We start from the raw sequence: 15051 nt of genomic DNA, 5'->3' as shown, positions 1-15051 counted from the left end.
GAACGGACGGGGCTCTCGTGGCACCGGGTCAGCGGGCGGCAGGCGCCAGCTCTCCCGGCCCGGGCAGGATCTCCCGCAGCAGATCGTCGAGCGTCACGACGCCGATCAGACGCTCGCCCTCCACGACCGTCGCCAGCTGGACACGACCGCGCCGCATGCGTGCCAGAGCGTCGTAAGCGGATGCCGCGGGCTCGAGCACCAGAGGATCACGGGCGATCTCGAGCGCCGGCGTCCCGGGGTCGACGGCGAGCGTGTCCCGCACGTGCGCGACGCGCGAGGACGCTCCCGCCCCGACGAGGATTCGCAGGTGCGTCGACGAGGCGGCGACGGCCTGGATGTCGGCGACCGTGGCATCCGTCGGCACGCTCGTGGGGGAGCGGTCGGTGCGCACGATGTCACCCACCGTCAGAGTGCCCAGAGCGATCGCCTGAGCGATCGGCTCGGAGTACTGCCTCTCGAGGGTGCCCGCCTGGCGGGAATGTGCCACGAGCTCGCGAATGGTGTCGGCGTCCTGTCCGCCCGCGGCGGCCTTGTCGACCGGCTCGACACCCGACGCCTTCACGAGACGGTTCGCGATGTGATTGATCCACAGCAGGAACGGACGCAACGGCCAGGTGAGGGCGCGGGCCAGGATGCCGGTGGCCTTCGCCGCGGTTTCGGGGTGCGCGATCGCCCACGACTTCGGCGCCATCTCTCCGATCACGAGGTGAAGGAAGGTCACGACGATCAACGCGAGCATGAAGGCGATGATGTCGGCGAGTACGTACGGCAGACCCCACGTCTCGAACACGGGGGCCAGCGCGTAGTCGATCGCGGGCTTGGTGATGGCACCGAGCAAGAAGGTGCACGCCGTGATGCCGAGCTGCGCGAACGCCAGCATCACGGTGAGCTCGTTCACACCGCGCAGAGCCGCGCGCGCCGAGGCGCTCGTGGCGGCCTGCTCTTCGAGGCGGTGGCGACGAGCGGCGAGCAGGGCGAACTCGACGATGACGAAGAAGGCGCTGGCGACGATGAGCGCGGTTGTGATGATCGCGACGGTCCAGCCGTTCATCGGGCCACCTCCTCGTCGATCGCGGATGCTTCCACGGCGGGCTCGGAATCTCGATCCACCTCGTGCAGGCGGATCTTCAACTGGGAGGGCACGTGCCGGTCGACCTCGACGACCTCGACGGCGAGCCAGCGCTCGAGGTCGAGCCCCTGCACGGTCTCGGACGCGCGCTCGGGCAGATCGATCCGGATGACGCTGCCGACCGCCGGCAGATCCCCGTGGGTCTCGATGACGAGGCCGGCCACGGTCTCGACCTCGCTCTCGGCGAGGTCGTGGCCCAGCAGACGCTCGAGCTCGTCGAGGTGCAGGTCGCCGGGAACCGTCCAGGCATCGTCGCCGTCGGCCGAGACCTCGGCGACCTCGACGTCGTGCTCGTCGGACAGCTCTCCGATGACTTCCTCCGTCAGGTCTTCGATCGTCAGGATGCCGTCGAAGTTGCCGTACTCGTCGACCACGCACGCGAGTTCGTTGCGGGAGCGACGCATGCGGTCGAGGGCGACGGGGAGCAGCATCGAGGTCGGGATCACGACGGCGGCGCGCATGACGGATGCCACGGGGGCATCGTCGGCGGGCTGCTCGCGCAGCACGTCGATGAGTTCGATGACGCCGACGGGGGAGTACTCGTCGCCGATCACGGGGTAGCGGGTGTGACCGGTGGCCATGAGCGCGCGCACCTCGCCGACCGTGGTGTCGGGGGTGACCGAGTCGATCTGGGAACGCGGGATCATGGCGTGCTCGACGTCGCGCTGCGGGAAGTCGAGGATGCGGTCGATGATCATCGATAGGTCGTCGGGAAGGTCGCCACTGACGCGGGACTCTTCGATGATCGCCTCGAGGTCACGCGCGGTGGCGCTCTCGTCGACGTCTTCGAGGGGCTCGATGCGCAGCAGCCTCAGCAGCGCGTTGGCGGCGACGTCGAACACGGTGATGAGCCAGCCGAACAGCAGCAGGTAGATGCGGGTGGGCACCGCGAGGGCGCGGGCCAGAGGCTCCGGGCTGGCGATGGCGAGGTTCTTCGGGTACAGCTCGCCGAAGATCATCGTGACGACGGTGGCCAGCAGCAACGCGCCGATGGTGCCGATGAGGACCGAGACGGCCGGATCGATACCCACCCCTCCCAGGAGGGTGCCGAGCGACTCACCGATCAACGGCTCGGCGACGTAGCCGATCAGCAGTCCCGTGACGGTGATGCCCAGCTGGGCACCCGACAGCATGAACGAGGTGCGCTTGGTGATGGCGAGCACGCGCTTCGCCTGAGCGTCGCCCTTCTCGGCTTTCGCCGCGAGCCGCGAACGATCGACGGACATGTACGCGAACTCCTGCGCGACGAAGAAGCCGCAGGCGGCGATGATCGCCAGGGTCACGATGATCCCCAACAGAAGCGTCAGGGCCGCGGCCAGCATCAGATCTCACCCCCTCTCGGAAAGAGGGGGCTCGAAGATCGGCCCTCCTGGTCGGTGGAGGTGCGGTGATGGCTCACGGGTTTTCTCTCTCGTGGGTCGGTGATCACTGATCACGTCGACTGTATCGAGCAGCGTCCCGCTCAGGCTGGGGATTCGCCCGACCCTGAGCTCACCCCGGTTCGGTGATCTTCTGGTCGGTATTCGTGTAGACGATCGAATCGGCTGTGGTACCGACGAGCCCCAGGGTGAGGCGCGCCAGCCCGGGTGCGATGCCGTCGGCCGGTGGGGGAGTATCGGCCCCGAGGGTGAGGGTCTTGCCGTCCGCGGTGGTGGCCGACAGCGAGTTCAGGTACACCGAGACGTGCCCTGACAACGTCATGCGGTCGGCGGTCGTGACGAGCGCTGGACCCGTCTCGCGGCGAACCGTGAGGGCGAAGCCCTCGATCGTGATCTCGTCCGCCGTCATCTTCAGCGCGGTGATACGAGTGCCGTCGGCCAGCGGCACCGTGACCACACTGATGAGGGGGATGCCTCGGAAGGACAGCGACTGGGCGCCCAGCTGTGGCGACGGCTGAGTGAACACCGGCGCGCGCTCGTCGGCGACGGCTGCCTGTGCGGGCGGCGTGGTCGAATCAGCGGAGGGGGCAGACGGCGCGGGGGTCGGGGAGTCCTCGGGCGTCGACGGCGTAGCGGGCGTCGAGGTGCCGGCACCGGGAAGCTTTGGCAGGCCCGGCACGGTGAGCCCGGGTGTCGGCGTCGGTGTCGACGTCGAGGAGGGCGCGGGTTCGCCGCACGGGAAGAGGATCGGAATGCACAACCGGGCAGGGCGAGGACCGTCGTCGGCCGAGGCCGCGGCTGCGCCGGTCGACCCGCCGAGCACCAGGATGGCAGCGGTGAGCGCAGCCGTAGCCCGGGCCCGCCTCATCGCTCGACCCCGGTGGCAGCGCTCTCCGCCTCCTCGACGGTCGGTGCCGAGGCTCGCGGCGCGGAGGCGGTCGGCGGCGCCCACGACACGGCCACGATCCCACCCACCGTGCTCACCAGCATCCCGAGCAGGAAGCCACCGAGATTGACGCCGACCAGGGAGTAGACCGCGACGGCGAGGGCGATGACACCGTAGAAGATGCGGTGTGCCGGCATCAGGACGAGCAGGATGCCGAGCAGCACCAGAACCACCGGAATCACCGTGGCCTGAAGACCCTCGATCCCGAGCTGGATGTGCAGTTGCCCGATGTCGAGCTGCCCGGAGAAGAACATCTCGACGCCGCCGAGTGCGACCAGGACGCCGCCCACGAGGGGACGGCTCCGCCGCCAGGTTCGAAAGCGCGCCGACGAGGAGAGGTCGGGGGAGGTCATGACGACTCCGATCAGAAGCAGGTCTTCGAGCCGTCGGTCAGCTCGAGCTTCATGCCGGTGAGGGTGAAGACCGAGGCCTGCGTGCTCCACGCGGTCTGCTTGAGATGTGCGATCGAGATGGTGTCGGCATCCTGAGCGAAGTCCCCCGGGGTGCCTTTGGCCGAGGTGTTGACCGTCGAGGCGTCCACGCCGATGCGGATGTTGCCGAACGAGGAGTCGCCCTGGAGGCCCGTCATGCCGATCTGCAGGTCGGAGGCGGATGCCGGGGCGCCGCCACCACCCGCGGTGATCAGGACGCCCACCTTGCCCAGGGGAGTGTCGCTGACGACCGACTGACAGAGGTCGGCGAGAGTGGCCGACCGGATGTTGGCGATCGCGACGTTGTGCTGGCCTCCGGCGGTGTCGCTGGTGACGCCGGCGTATTGCGAGAAGCCGGTGCCCTCCAGCTGTGAGGCGCTGATCTGGAACTGGCTGCCCGACACGGCGAAGGACACGGGCACCGCGCCCTGGGCGACACCGGTGAGAAGAAGGCTCGCGACGGCGGCGACGGGCACGGTCGCCAGGGCGACCCGGCCGGTGCGGGAGCGGGTCAGGTTACGGAACTTCATCGATCCTCCTGCGGAAAGCGAGCCCGGCGCCGTCGCCGAGCGAAGCCAGGCTACGCCGCATTGACAGAGTGTCAATAGTTGGAGACAGCATTGCTTCGTTAGAGTTCCCTCATGTCGAGCGACCGTCGCACGCGCCTCACGCCGGATCAGAGGCGCGCCCAGCTCGTCGCCTCGGGTGTCGCGTTTCTCGCCGAGAAGCCGCTCGACGACCTCACGATGGAAGTGCTCTCCGAGCGCGTCGGCGTCTCACGCGGCCTTGTCTTCCACTACTTCGGCTCGCGCCAGGGCCTGCACCGAGAGGTCGTGATCACGGCCGCGGCGGCGCTGCTGGAGGCGTCCGTCCCGCGGGAAGACCTCGACCCGCGGGAGCGGCTCGACGACACGCTCGCCCGCATCGTCGCCTTCGTTCGCGAGCACCGGGGCACCTTCTTCTCTCTCGTGCGCGGCGTCGCCTCCGGCGACCCGGAGGTGAGGAGCGAGGTCGATCGCGCTCGAGACGTGACCGCGGGCTGGGTGACCGACGGCTTCCTCGAACTCGGTTCCGGCGATTCCCCTCTGCTTCGAGTGGCCCTGCGCTCGTGGGTGAACTTCGCCGAAGAGGTGCTCGTCGAACTCGCTCTCGGCACCGAGATGCCGGCGGCGGAGATCGTCGCCTTCCTGTCGCGCTCGGCCTTCGGCGTGCTGGCGTCGGTGGTGGGAGAGCCCGCTGGGCCGACGCCACGGGCCTGATCGCCGCGGCGAATCCTCCGGCAATCCGCTCCCGCCCTCGCGACGAATGGCACAATAGAAGGGCCCCCATTGCTGCGCCCCAGCGCGGTCCCTTTGAAACACGGTTCGATTCGTCGAGCCAGAAAAGGATCTGTGATGGGACGTCTTATCTACCGTGATCGCGCGTCGTTCGACATCGACGACCGCATCCTCGCTCACCTCCGCATCGTCGTGATGAACAAGCTCCGCCGTAACGAGGGCTTCATGCTGCAACTGCCTGTCAACGAAGGCGTGCGACAGGCCAGCCTGTGGATCCACGCCTCGAACGCGCTCGTCATGCAGTTCTACGGCGGACGAGAGCCGGCGATCGATCGCGCGCTCGTCGATCAGATGATGCACGACGCCAGCGGCGCCGACGGGCTCACCCTGACCGCCGCGGGAATCGCCCCCGCGACCACGGCCCCGCACCGGCAGCCCATCGGCGGTCGATGACGGGGCTCAGGCCCTCACCCCTCGAGCGGCAGCGTCACCTCGAATCGCGCGCCGACCCCACCGTCGACGCATCTCACGTCGCCGCCGTGCGCTCGCGCGATCCCTCGCGCGATCGGCAATCCGAGACCGACACCGCCGGATGCCGCCCGCGCGGCGTCCAAACGGACGAGACGCTCGAAGATGCGCTCGCGCTCGGCCGCCGGAACGCCCGGGCCGTCATCGGTGACGGACACCACCGCGATCGCGCCGCGCACGGCGACAGCCACGGTCACGGTGCCGGTTCCCCCGGTTGCCCGCGCCGCGTTCTCGATGAGGTTCGACAACACCTGGGCGAGGCGGTCGGGGTCGGCGTGCACCGGCACCGCGGCATCCGGAGTCTGCGCGCGAAGGACGAGGGAGGGGTGTACGAGCGGGGCGCGGCCCACTTCGGCCTCGACGAGCGCCCGCAGGTCGAGATCCGTGCGCGAGAGCTCGAGACCGCGATCGACGCGGGCCATCGTCAGCAGGTCGTCGACGAGGCGTGAAGCCCGCGCCGCCTCGCGTGCCACGTGCGCGGCGAGCACCTCGCGCTCGGGTCCGTCGAGGTCGGCGCGCACGAGCGTGTCGGCGGCCGCCCGGATGCCGGCGACCGGTGTCCGCAACTCGTGCGCCGCGTCCGACAGGAACGCCCGCAGGCGCTGCTCGGCGTCCAGAGCGGCCCGCTCGGCGCCCACCACGTCGTCGAGCATGTCGTCGAGGGCGGTGGCGACGCGTCCGATCTCGGTATCGGAGCGGGTGGGGTGCAGACGCCGTTGGCGCTCCCCGGAGCCGATCGCGCGAGCGACGCTCGACACCTGATCGAGGGGCCTCAGGCTCCGTCGCACGACGAGGGTGACCGCGCCTGCCGCGAGCACGAGGACGCCGATCGACGACAGCGCCATGATCCATCGCACCTGAGCGAGCGTGTCGTCGACGCCCGCCGCCGACGCCGTCAGGGTCAGACTCGAGCCGTCGCTGAGCGTCGAACGCAGCGTCACGAGCTCATCGTCACCCGTGACCTCGGATGCGATGACGCTCACGTCGCTCGAGACCGTGGGCTGAGGGGTGGAACGGGCACCGGGACCGGCGCCGGGGCCTCCGGGTCCACCCGGTGGAGCTTCGCGCAACTGCTCGGGGCTGGGGCCGGCGACCACCGAGTCGCCCCCCGCGCTGTCGATGCGGACGGCGAGCCCCTGGTCGGACAATCGCTCGGCCAGGTCGGCGTCATCGACCGTTCCCACCAGGGAGGCGGCGGCCGCAGCGCGATCCCGTAAGCGCTCCTCGATCTGGCCGCGCAGGCGGGCCCCCAAGGCCACGTCGACGACGACGGCGAGCACGACCAGCAGCAGCGCCACCAGGGCCACCACCGCCACGATCGTCCGCCGGCGCAGCGATCCCGACTTCAGCGGGGGCGAGGGTCTCACCGTTCCTCGCTCAAGCGGTAGCCGAGGCCGCGCACGGTGTGGATCAGCCGCGGTCCACGCTGCTCCATCTTACGGCGGAGCGCGCTCAGGTGCACCTCGACGAGATTGGGGTCGTAGTCCTCGTAACCCCAGACCTGGGTGAGGATCTGCGCCTTCGAGAGGGTTCGTCCGCGACTCTCGGCGAGCAGGTGCAGCAGCCGGAACTCCGTGGCCGTCAACTCGAGAGACACTCCACCGGGATGTGCCGTCGCGGCATCCGGATCGACCACCAGATCTCCCACCGACACGGTCTGCGGCAGCCTTCCGCGCCGCCGAAGCACCGCGCCGCTGCGCGCGACGAGCTCGGCCATCGTGAACGGCTTCACCACGTAGTCGTCGGCACCCTCCGCGAACCCCCGCAGGCGATCATCGACCTCGTCTCGCGCGGTCAGCATGATGACCGCCGTGTCGCCCGTGGCCCGCACGATCGGGAGCAACCGGATGCCGCTGGGCCCCGGCATCATCCAGTCGATGATCACGAGGTCGGGGCGGAACGACGCCAACCGGTCGGCGAGGTCCGTGCCGTCGGGCGCCGCCTCGGCGACGAAACCGTCGGCGCGCAGAGCCGTGGTGACGGCGACGCGGATCGTCTCGTCGTCGTCGAGGACGAGCACGCGGGCAGCGAGGGACATCCGGGCGACGATACGGTCACCGGCTGAACGGGACTTATGGCTTGCGTATGCGAACCGGGCGGGTGAGCGGGCTTCAGGTTCGCTTCAGTCCCGGCTCGAAGTCTGGTTCCAGAGCCGGTGACCGACACCGGACGGAAAGAGAACCATGAACGACGACAATCCCACCCTGCCGCTGCCGCGTCAGGAGGAGACCCGCGAACCCCGCCGCCGCTCCTGGCGCGGGCCGGCGCTCATCGCCGGCGCCGTGATCGTGGCCGCGGGCCTCACCGGCGGAACCGCTGCGCTCGCGGCGCAGAGCAACGGGACGGGCCCGCTGGCGGCCTCCTCGACCTCGGCCCCCAGCGCCGACGGCGGCTCGACGGGCCCCGGCACCAGCACTCCCGGGACGGCCCCCACCCCGGATGCCATGCCCTCGGCCCCCGCCGACGGCAGCACCCCGACGCCTCCCGCCGACGGCACCGCTCCTGCCGCCCCCGGCGGAGGCAAGGGACCGGGCGAATGCGGCCCCGGTGCGCCCAAGGGCGACGCCGCCAAGCCCGCGCCGCCCGCCGACGGCACGGCTCCCACTCCGCCCGCCGAGGGGGACAAGCCCACGCCGCCCGCACCCCCGGCCGACGGCACGGCTCCCACCCCGCCCGCCGAGGGCACCACGCCGACGCCGCCCGCCACGCCGGGCAGTTGAGCGCCACCCCGCGCTGACCGCGCGCCACGCCCTTCGCGTGCAGCGCGCGGTCAGCGCGGTGAGGCACGATCGACGGGTGGCGAGAACACGCAGGCGGCGCCGCCGCACGCCCCGGCAACGGCTCATCCGCCGACGGCGTCTGGTCTTCGGCGCCGTTGCCGCGGTGCTCGTCGGCCTGGTCGCCCTCGCGGTCGTCCCGCTCGTCTCGCTCACCACCGCGTGGAACACCGAGGCGCGTCGCGCGGCCATCGACCTCACGTCCTTCGACCCGGGCCATCTGATCGACGACGAGCAGTTCTACGACGGCGACGCGCTCACCGCTGATCAGATCCAGACCTTCCTCGACGATCAGGTGGGGGAGTGTCGCAACAGCGACTGTCTGTCCGTCCTGCGCTCCGAACTGCCGGCACGAGGACCGGTCGTCTCGGATGCCACGGGCCGCACGGTCTGCGAGGGCTACGACGGGGGAGAGCTCACGGCCGCCCAGATCATCGACCGCCTGCAGCGCGCGTGCGGCATCTCGGCGAAGGTGCTCCTGGTCACCCTGCAGAAGGAGCAGAGCCTCGTCTCGGGTCGCACCGCCCGGGCCCCCTCACCCGAACAACTCGGGGCGGCGATGGGCGCCCGATGCCCCGACACCGCCCCCTGCGACGCCGGGGCCGCCGGCTTCGGTGCACAGGTCGCCCAGGCCGCGACCGACCTGAAGTCCTACAGCGCTTCCGACTTCATGCGGCAACCGGGTACGCACTACCTCGCCTACTCGCCCGACCCCTCCTGCGGGGGTTCGGAGGTCACCATCGCGAACGCTGCCACCGCGGCCTTGTACAACTACACGCCTTATCAGCCGAACGCCGCGGCCCTGGCCGCGCGCTGGGGAGTCGGAGACTCCTGCTCGGCATACGGCAACCGCAACTTCGCGCTCTATTGGGCTCTCTGGTTCGGCTGAATCGACCCGTCGAGCACCACGGGTCGACGCGCGGGGCCCGTGGCGAAATCACAGTGTTGTGATTTCGTTATGCACGGGCGATAATGGCCGGACAACCGAACAATCGCCAACACTCCATCACAGGTCGTAGGGGAAGACGTACCTGACGAAGGAGAAACCATGGCGATCACGTCTTCGCGCGGAGTGATCCTGATCCACTCCGCGCCCCGCGCGTTGTGCCCCCACCTCGAGTGGGCGGTGGGACGCGCTCTCGGCCGCGCGGTCAACTTCGACTGGACCGAGCAGCCCGTTCTCACGGGCAGTCGTCGCGCGGAGTTCTACTGGGAAGGCCCCGTCGGCTCCGGTGCCGCCCTCGCGAGTGCGATCCGCGGCTGGGAGCACCTCCGTTTCGAGGTGAGCGAGGACCCCACGCCCCGCAGTGACGGCGGCCGCTGGATGCACACGCCGGGACTCGGCATCCACTTCGCTCAGACCGATTCCGCGGGCAACGTCGTCATTGCCGAGGACCGCGTGCGCTACGCGATGGAGGTCGCCGCGGGCGACGCTCTCGAATTGCAACGCGAGCTCGACGTCGCCCTGGGCTCCGCCTGGGACGAAGAGCTCGAGCCCTTCCGCCATGCCGGCGACGACCAGCAGATCGTCTGGCTGCACAAGGTGGGTTGAGACCGTCGGGCGGGGGAGGCGCCACTACCGGAGGTCGGTGACCACACCCGGCACCGGGACCGCGTATCCCTCGCCTGACAAGACGAGAGCCCCCTGGCATCCCCGATTGCAGTCGGGGGGATGCCAGGGGGCTCTCGCCGTGCGGAAGACCGCGCTCAGACCGAGGCGATGGCCACGACGGCGTTGTGACCGCCGAAGCCGAAGGAGTTGCTGATCGCGAGCTGGTCGCCGGCTCCGAGCTCGACGGCCGAGCCGGACAGGGCGAACGGGACCTCCGGGTCCTGCTCGGTCAGGTTGATCGTCGGCGGGGCGACGCGATTCTGAAGCGCCAGCACCGTGAAGATCGCCTCGAGGGCACCGGTTCCACCGAGCAGGTGACCGGTGGAGGCCTTGGTGGCCGACACCGGGATCTCGTCGACACGGGCGCCGAACACGGCGCGTAGAGCCTTGTACTCGTTCGGGTCGCCGACCGGGGTCGAGGTGGCGTGGGCGTTGATGTGGGTGACGTCGTCGACCGACGCGCCCGCCATCTCGAGCGCCATGTGCACGGCTCGTGCGGCGCCGTGACCCTCGGGATCGTTGGCGGTGATGTGATACGAATCCGCCGTGACGCCGCCGCCCACGATCGAGGCGTAGATCTTCGCGCCGCGGGCCTTCGCGTGTTCCTCGGTCTCGAGGATGAGGACACCGGCGCCCTCGCCCATGACGAAGCCGTCGCGGTCGATGCTGGCCGGGCGGGACGCCGTCTCGGGGGAGTCGTTGCGCTTGGAGAGCGCCTGCATCGACGCGAACGAGGCGATCGTGATGGGGTGGATCGCCGACTCGGTGCCACCGGCGATCACGACGTCGGCCAGGCCGTCGCGGATGTGCTGCACGGCGTTCACGATCGACTCGGTGCTCGAGGCACAGGCCGAGGCGACCGTGCGGGCGAACGCGCGGGCGTTGAAGTGCAGGGAGAGGTTGCCGGCGGCCGCGTTGGGCATGAGCATGGGCACCGTCATCGGCATGACGCGCCGCGGGCCCTTCTCGCGCAGGGTGTCCCACGCGTCGAGCAGCGTCCAGACGCCGCCGATACCGGTGGCGAAGTCGACGCCGAGACGGTCGGGGTCGATGTCGGGGGAGCCGGCGTCTTCCCAGGCCTCTTTCGCCGCCACCATCGCGAGCTGCGACGAAGGGTCGAGGCGCTTGGCGACGGGGCGCTCGAGCACGGTCTCCGGGCGCACCAGGGCCTCGGCGGCGAAGGTGACGGGCAGGTTGTACTGCTCGACCCACTCGTGCTCGAGGGAACGGGCGCCGGAGGTTCCGGCGAGCAGGGCGGACCAGCTCTCGGGTGCCGTGCCGCCGATGGGCGAAGTGGCTCCGATGCCGGTGACGACGATGCGGGGTGTGCTCATGAGCGAGAAATCCTTGGTGCGGCCGACAGGTCGTGACCGGTGGGGGCCGGAGCCCCCACCGGGAGGTGTCAGGACTGGTTCGACGTGATGAAGGTCACGGCGTCGCCGACGGTCTTGAGGTTCTTGACCTCGTCGTCGGGAATGGTGACGCCGAACTTCTCCTCGGCGTTGACCACGATCGTCATCATCGAGATGGAGTCGATGTCGAGGTCGTCGGTGAAGGACTTCTCGAGCGCGACCTCGTCGGCCGAAATGCCCGTCTCGTCGGTGATGAGCTCGGCAAGGCCGGCGAGAACCTCGTCGTTGGTGAATGCCATGATGTCTCCTGTTTCTTGGGGGCGGGGCCTGTCGGGCCCCGATCAGTCTAGAGTTCGACGGCGCTGCGTCAGGGCAGCACGACGACCTGCGCGCCGAACACCAGTCCGGCTCCGAAGCCGATCTGCAGCGCGAGGCCGCCGCTGAGCTCGGGGTGTTCCTCGAGCAAGCGGTGGGTGGCGAGGGGAATGGACGCCGCAGACGTGTTGCCGGTGGTCTCGATGTCGCGACCGATCACGACGGTCTCGGGAAGACCCAGCTGCTTGGCGAACTCGTCGATGATGCGCATGTTCGCCTGGTGCGGCACGAAGGCGGCGAGGTCGGCGGGCTCGATGCCCGCGGCCTCGATGGCCTGGCGCGCCACCTTGACCATCTCCCAGACGGCCCAGCGGAAGACCGTGGGGCCCTCCTGACGCAGGGTCGGCCAGGCGGCGACCCCGTCGCGGAAGTCGGTGAGGGTGGCGTTCATGCCCACCGCATCCGCCTTCGAGCCATCCGAGCCCCAGATGGTGGGGCCGATGCCGGGGGTGTCGCTCGGGCCCACGACCACGGCGCCCGCGCCGTCGCCGAGCAGGAACGAGATGCTGCGGTCGGTGGGATCGACGACGTCGCTGAGCTTTTCGGCACCGACGACGACGACGTGCTTCGCAAGGCCCGCCCGCACGAGCGCGTCGGCCTGACCGACGCCGTACGCGAAGCCCGCGCAGGCGGCGTTGAGGTCGTACGCGGCAGCGGGGTTCGCCCCGATCCGGTCGGCCACGATGGCCGAGGCGGACGGCGTCTGCTTGGGGTTGCTGATGGTCGCCACGATCACCGCGTCGATGTCTTCGGGCGCCACGCCCGACTTCTCGACGGCCTCGCGCGCGGCCGTGGTGGCCAGGTCGATGGCATCCGTCTCTTTGTTCGCGCGAACGCGCGTGACGATGCCGGTGCGCTGGCGGATCCACTCGTCGCTCGAGTCGATCGGGCCGACGAGGTCGTCGTTGGGCACGAAGTTCTCGCCGCGGGCGGCGCCGTACGAGTAGATGCGCGTGTGCGCGGGTCCCTGCAGCTGGCGGAGGGTGGGGGTGCTCATGCCTGTTCTTCTTTCAGCAGGGAGACGGCCGCGTCGAGGTCGTCGGGGGTCTTGACCGCGACGGTCGGGGTGCCGCGGAGGGCGCGCTTGGCGAGCCCGGTGAGGGCGCCGGCGGGGGACATCTCGATGATGCCGGTCACGCCGTGCTCGGCGAACGAGAGCATGCAGCGGTCCCAGCGCACGGGGGAGGCGACCTGCGCGACGACGAGGTCGAGGGCGCGACGTCCCTCGGCGACGACGGAGCCGTCGGAGTTCGTCCAGAGCGTCGTGCTCGGGTCGGAGACTGCGACGTCGGCCGCGGCGGCGCGGAGGGTCTCGACGGCGGGCTCCATGAAACGGGTGTGAAACGCTCCCGCGACCTGCAGTGCGATGACGCGCGCACCGCGCGGCGCCTCGGAGGCGAGCTCTGCCAACGCCGAGAGTTCACCGGCCGCCACGATCTGTCCACCGCCGTTGTAGTTGGCCGGGGTGAGGCCGAGCACGTCCAGTCGCTCGAGCACGGTCTGCTCGTCGCCGCCCACGACGGCGCTCATGCCGGTCTCGACGGCCGCGGCGGCCTCGGCCATCGCGCGGCCGCGGAGTCCGACCAGCCGCAGCGCGTCGTCGTCGGAGAGCACACCGGATGCCGCCAGTGCGGCGATCTCGCCGACGGAGTGCCCCGCGACCCCGTGCACCGACGCGCCGGCGCGGTCGTTCAGCGCGGCCCACGACAGCAGGCTCGCCGCCACGATCAGCGGCTGCGCCACGCTCGTGTCGCGGATGCGATCGGCATCCCACTCGGTACCGGCGGCGATGAGATCGACGCCCGCCTGCTCGGAATAGGCGGCGAGACGATCACGCGCCCCGTCGAGTTCGAGCCAGGGCGAGAGGAACCCGGGGGTCTGAGAGCCCTGTCCGGGGAAGACGGCGATGATCACCGTTCCATCCTGTCAAGGATCGGGCACGCGCTTCTGGAGATATCGACACAGAAATACGGCGTGTCTTTGTGCGCGCCGTGCATCAACGCGCCAGAGGCGACCGTCGGCCCACCGGACTCCGGCGGCGCGTGGCATCCGTTCCGATCGATCCGAGGATGAGCGCGGTCTGCAGGATGAGCGCTTCTCGCGGACCCGTGGCATCCCACCCGATGACCTCCGACACGCGCTTGAGGCGGTACCGCACGGTGTTGGGATGCACGTACAGCTCGCGGGCCGTGGCCTCGAGCGAGCGGCCGTTGTCGAGGTAACTCCACAGGGTCGCGACGAGATCCGCGCTGTGCGCGTGCAGGGGCTGGTACACGCGGTCGACCAAGGTCTGCTTGGCCACGGCGTCGCCGGCGAGGGCGCGCTCGGGCAACAGGTCGTCGGCCTCGACCGGGCGCGGGGCGTGGCGCCAGGCACGGGCCACGGCGAAGCCGGCAAGGGCCGCACGAGCGCTCTGCCCCGCGTCGACCAGCGCGGGCACGGCGGGCCCGAGCACGAGATGCCCGGTGCCGAAGCCCGGCTCGAGGCGCCTCGCGATCTCGGGGAACGGCAGTTCGGCATTCTCTTCGCCGGCACGGGCGGGCAGCTCGGCCCGGCCGACCACGAGCACTAGGCGGGAACCCTGCACACCGATGAGCACGTCGACGCCGAGCTTGCGCGCGGTACGCCGTACCTGGTCGACGTCGAGCTGCGGGGGAGTCGTGCCCACCAGGACCGCGACTTCTCCGTGGCCGTGCCACCCGAGGGCGGCGATACGGCTGGGGAGTTCGTCGTCGGCCTCGCCGGTGAGGATCGAGTCTACGACGAGGGCTTCGAGACGCGCATCCCAGAGCCCCCGCGCCTCGGCGGCACGCGCGTACACGTCGGCGGCGGCGAAGGCGACCTCGCGCGAATACGACAGCATCGCCTCGCGCACCTTCTCGCTGCGACCGGCCACGCGCTCCTCCATGACCTCGACGGTCACGCGGACGAGCTGAAGTGTCTGCGTCAGGCTGACGCTGCGCAGCAGCTCACGGGGAGCGGCGGCGAAGATGTCCGCGGCGATGGCGGGAGTGGATGCCGGCTCCTCGAACCACTGCAGGAACGAGGTGATCCCCGCCTGGGCGACGAGCCCGACGGCTGATCGCCGAGCGGGGGGCATCTCGGCGTACCACGGCAGCGTCTCTTCGAGGCGCTGGATCGTCGCCGTGGCCAGATCGCCCGAGATACGCCGGAGCCAGGTGAGGGTGTCGGCCTTCTCCTGCGCGGCGGCGGCCACCGAGCCCGCAGACCGGTCGGGTCCGGCC

At 70.3% G+C, this 15051-nt stretch carries 17 protein-coding genes; 5 read left to right on the top strand and 12 right to left on the bottom strand.

Annotated features, from left to right (window positions below):
* Nucleotides 1-28 precede the first annotated feature (28 nt).
* The 5 genes from AB6V29_RS01755 to AB6V29_RS01735 form a co-directional block, all read right to left on the bottom strand.
* Nucleotides 29-1051 carry a CNNM domain-containing protein gene (locus AB6V29_RS01755; protein ID WP_369356698.1) on the bottom strand — a complete coding sequence of 341 codons (1023 nt, stop codon included), beginning with the start codon at nucleotides 1049-1051 and terminating at the stop codon, nucleotides 29-31.
* Nucleotides 1048-2451, bottom strand: a complete 1404-nt coding sequence (locus tag AB6V29_RS01750; RefSeq protein WP_307316891.1) for a hemolysin family protein — start codon at nucleotides 2449-2451, stop codon at nucleotides 1048-1050. Before AB6V29_RS01750 ends, AB6V29_RS01755 begins: the two co-directional genes overlap by 4 nt.
* Before the next feature lie 169 nt (nucleotides 2452-2620).
* Complete coding sequence (locus tag AB6V29_RS01745) at nucleotides 2621-3376, bottom strand: hypothetical protein (protein WP_369356696.1); 756 nt, start codon at nucleotides 3374-3376, stop codon at nucleotides 2621-2623.
* Nucleotides 3373-3807, bottom strand: coding sequence for a DUF6114 domain-containing protein (locus AB6V29_RS01740; protein ID WP_369356694.1), 435 nt, complete (start codon nucleotides 3805-3807; stop codon nucleotides 3373-3375). Before AB6V29_RS01740 ends, AB6V29_RS01745 begins: the two co-directional genes overlap by 4 nt.
* 11 nt (nucleotides 3808-3818) lie before the next feature.
* Nucleotides 3819-4415 (bottom strand): DUF6230 family protein, encoded by a 597-nt coding sequence (locus AB6V29_RS01735; RefSeq protein WP_210074971.1) that lies wholly within the window; start codon nucleotides 4413-4415, stop codon nucleotides 3819-3821.
* 111 nt (nucleotides 4416-4526) lie between these two features.
* On the opposite strand from AB6V29_RS01735, the gene AB6V29_RS01730 reads away from it, so the two are divergent.
* Nucleotides 4527-5144, top strand: coding sequence for a TetR/AcrR family transcriptional regulator (locus AB6V29_RS01730; protein ID WP_267787228.1), 618 nt, complete (start codon nucleotides 4527-4529; stop codon nucleotides 5142-5144).
* A gap of 135 nt (nucleotides 5145-5279) precedes the next feature.
* Complete coding sequence (locus AB6V29_RS01725; RefSeq protein WP_210074975.1) at nucleotides 5280-5615, top strand: ATP-dependent DNA ligase; 336 nt, start codon at nucleotides 5280-5282, stop codon at nucleotides 5613-5615.
* A gap of 14 nt (nucleotides 5616-5629) precedes the next feature.
* On the opposite strand, the gene AB6V29_RS01720 is transcribed toward AB6V29_RS01725, so the two are convergent.
* Both AB6V29_RS01720 and AB6V29_RS01715 read right to left on the bottom strand, forming a co-directional pair.
* A complete protein-coding gene (locus AB6V29_RS01720; protein ID WP_369356692.1) occupies nucleotides 5630-7057 on the bottom strand; it encodes an ATP-binding protein in 1428 nt (475 codons plus the stop codon).
* A complete protein-coding gene (locus AB6V29_RS01715) occupies nucleotides 7054-7728 on the bottom strand; it encodes a response regulator transcription factor (protein ID WP_369356691.1) in 675 nt (224 codons plus the stop codon). The genes AB6V29_RS01720 and AB6V29_RS01715 overlap by 4 nt, the downstream gene beginning before the upstream one ends.
* 145 nt (nucleotides 7729-7873) lie before the next feature.
* Here AB6V29_RS01715 and AB6V29_RS01710 point away from each other — a divergent pair, with 145 nt between their 5' ends.
* From AB6V29_RS01710 to AB6V29_RS01700, 3 genes are all read left to right on the top strand, one after another.
* Nucleotides 7874-8410: a hypothetical protein gene (locus AB6V29_RS01710; protein WP_267787231.1), complete on the top strand. Its 537-nt coding sequence runs from the start codon at nucleotides 7874-7876 to the stop codon at nucleotides 8408-8410.
* Between the two features lie 76 nt (nucleotides 8411-8486).
* Nucleotides 8487-9356, top strand: coding sequence for a hypothetical protein (locus AB6V29_RS01705; protein WP_307316878.1), 870 nt, complete (start codon nucleotides 8487-8489; stop codon nucleotides 9354-9356).
* Between the two features lie 159 nt (nucleotides 9357-9515).
* Nucleotides 9516-10019: a DUF3145 domain-containing protein gene (locus AB6V29_RS01700; protein ID WP_210074985.1), complete on the top strand. Its 504-nt coding sequence runs from the start codon at nucleotides 9516-9518 to the stop codon at nucleotides 10017-10019.
* A gap of 155 nt (nucleotides 10020-10174) precedes the next feature.
* Here the strand turns inward: AB6V29_RS01700 and AB6V29_RS01695 are convergent, their stop codons facing one another.
* From AB6V29_RS01695 to AB6V29_RS01675, 5 genes are all read right to left on the bottom strand, one after another.
* Nucleotides 10175-11413: a beta-ketoacyl synthase gene (locus AB6V29_RS01695; RefSeq protein ID WP_210074987.1), complete on the bottom strand. Its 1239-nt coding sequence runs from the start codon at nucleotides 11411-11413 to the stop codon at nucleotides 10175-10177.
* Between the two features lie 68 nt (nucleotides 11414-11481).
* The gene (locus tag AB6V29_RS01690; protein WP_022880558.1) at nucleotides 11482-11730 is read right to left on the bottom strand and encodes an acyl carrier protein; all 249 of its coding nucleotides are present in this window, start codon (nucleotides 11728-11730) and stop codon (nucleotides 11482-11484) included.
* Nucleotides 11731-11798: 68 nt separating this feature from the next.
* Nucleotides 11799-12803, bottom strand: a complete 1005-nt coding sequence (locus AB6V29_RS01685) for a beta-ketoacyl-ACP synthase III (RefSeq protein WP_267787234.1) — start codon at nucleotides 12801-12803, stop codon at nucleotides 11799-11801.
* Nucleotides 12800-13720, bottom strand: a complete 921-nt coding sequence (locus AB6V29_RS01680; protein WP_369356687.1) for an ACP S-malonyltransferase — start codon at nucleotides 13718-13720, stop codon at nucleotides 12800-12802. The genes AB6V29_RS01685 and AB6V29_RS01680 overlap by 4 nt, the downstream gene beginning before the upstream one ends.
* A gap of 82 nt (nucleotides 13721-13802) precedes the next feature.
* The gene (locus AB6V29_RS01675; RefSeq protein ID WP_369357154.1) at nucleotides 13803-15023 is read right to left on the bottom strand and encodes a PucR family transcriptional regulator; all 1221 of its coding nucleotides are present in this window, start codon (nucleotides 15021-15023) and stop codon (nucleotides 13803-13805) included.
* Nucleotides 15024-15051 lie beyond the last annotated feature (28 nt).

Origin of the sequence: Microbacterium sp. 20-116, assembly GCF_041079415.1 — a bacterium.
Lineage (GTDB): Bacteria > Actinomycetota > Actinomycetes > Actinomycetales > Microbacteriaceae > Microbacterium.
This window is presented reverse-complemented; position numbering and strand designations above follow the sequence as displayed.

What these genes read in the sequence shown, in the direction of transcription:
- AB6V29_RS01755 (WP_369356698.1), bottom strand. Translation starts at nt 1,051, where the DNA reads ATGAACGGCTGGACCGTCGCGATCATCACAACCGCGCTCATCGTCGCC.
- AB6V29_RS01750 (WP_307316891.1), bottom strand. Translation starts at nt 2,451, where the DNA reads ATGCTGGCCGCGGCCCTGACGCTTCTGTTGGGGATCATCGTGACCCTG.
- AB6V29_RS01745 (WP_369356696.1), bottom strand. Translation starts at nt 3,376, where the DNA reads ATGAGGCGGGCCCGGGCTACGGCTGCGCTCACCGCTGCCATCCTGGTG.
- AB6V29_RS01740 (WP_369356694.1), bottom strand. Translation starts at nt 3,807, where the DNA reads ATGACCTCCCCCGACCTCTCCTCGTCGGCGCGCTTTCGAACCTGGCGG.
- AB6V29_RS01735 (WP_210074971.1), bottom strand. Translation starts at nt 4,415, where the DNA reads ATGAAGTTCCGTAACCTGACCCGCTCCCGCACCGGCCGGGTCGCCCTG.
- AB6V29_RS01730 (WP_267787228.1), top strand. Translation starts at nt 4,527, where the DNA reads ATGTCGAGCGACCGTCGCACGCGCCTCACGCCGGATCAGAGGCGCGCC.
- AB6V29_RS01725 (WP_210074975.1), top strand. Translation starts at nt 5,280, where the DNA reads ATGGGACGTCTTATCTACCGTGATCGCGCGTCGTTCGACATCGACGAC.
- AB6V29_RS01715 (WP_369356691.1), bottom strand. Translation starts at nt 7,728, where the DNA reads ATGTCCCTCGCTGCCCGCGTGCTCGTCCTCGACGACGACGAGACGATC.
- AB6V29_RS01710 (WP_267787231.1), top strand. Translation starts at nt 7,874, where the DNA reads ATGAACGACGACAATCCCACCCTGCCGCTGCCGCGTCAGGAGGAGACC.
- AB6V29_RS01700 (WP_210074985.1), top strand. Translation starts at nt 9,516, where the DNA reads ATGGCGATCACGTCTTCGCGCGGAGTGATCCTGATCCACTCCGCGCCC.
- AB6V29_RS01695 (WP_210074987.1), bottom strand. Translation starts at nt 11,413, where the DNA reads ATGAGCACACCCCGCATCGTCGTCACCGGCATCGGAGCCACTTCGCCC.
- AB6V29_RS01690 (WP_022880558.1), bottom strand. Translation starts at nt 11,730, where the DNA reads ATGGCATTCACCAACGACGAGGTTCTCGCCGGCCTTGCCGAGCTCATC.
- AB6V29_RS01685 (WP_267787234.1), bottom strand. Translation starts at nt 12,803, where the DNA reads ATGAGCACCCCCACCCTCCGCCAGCTGCAGGGACCCGCGCACACGCGC.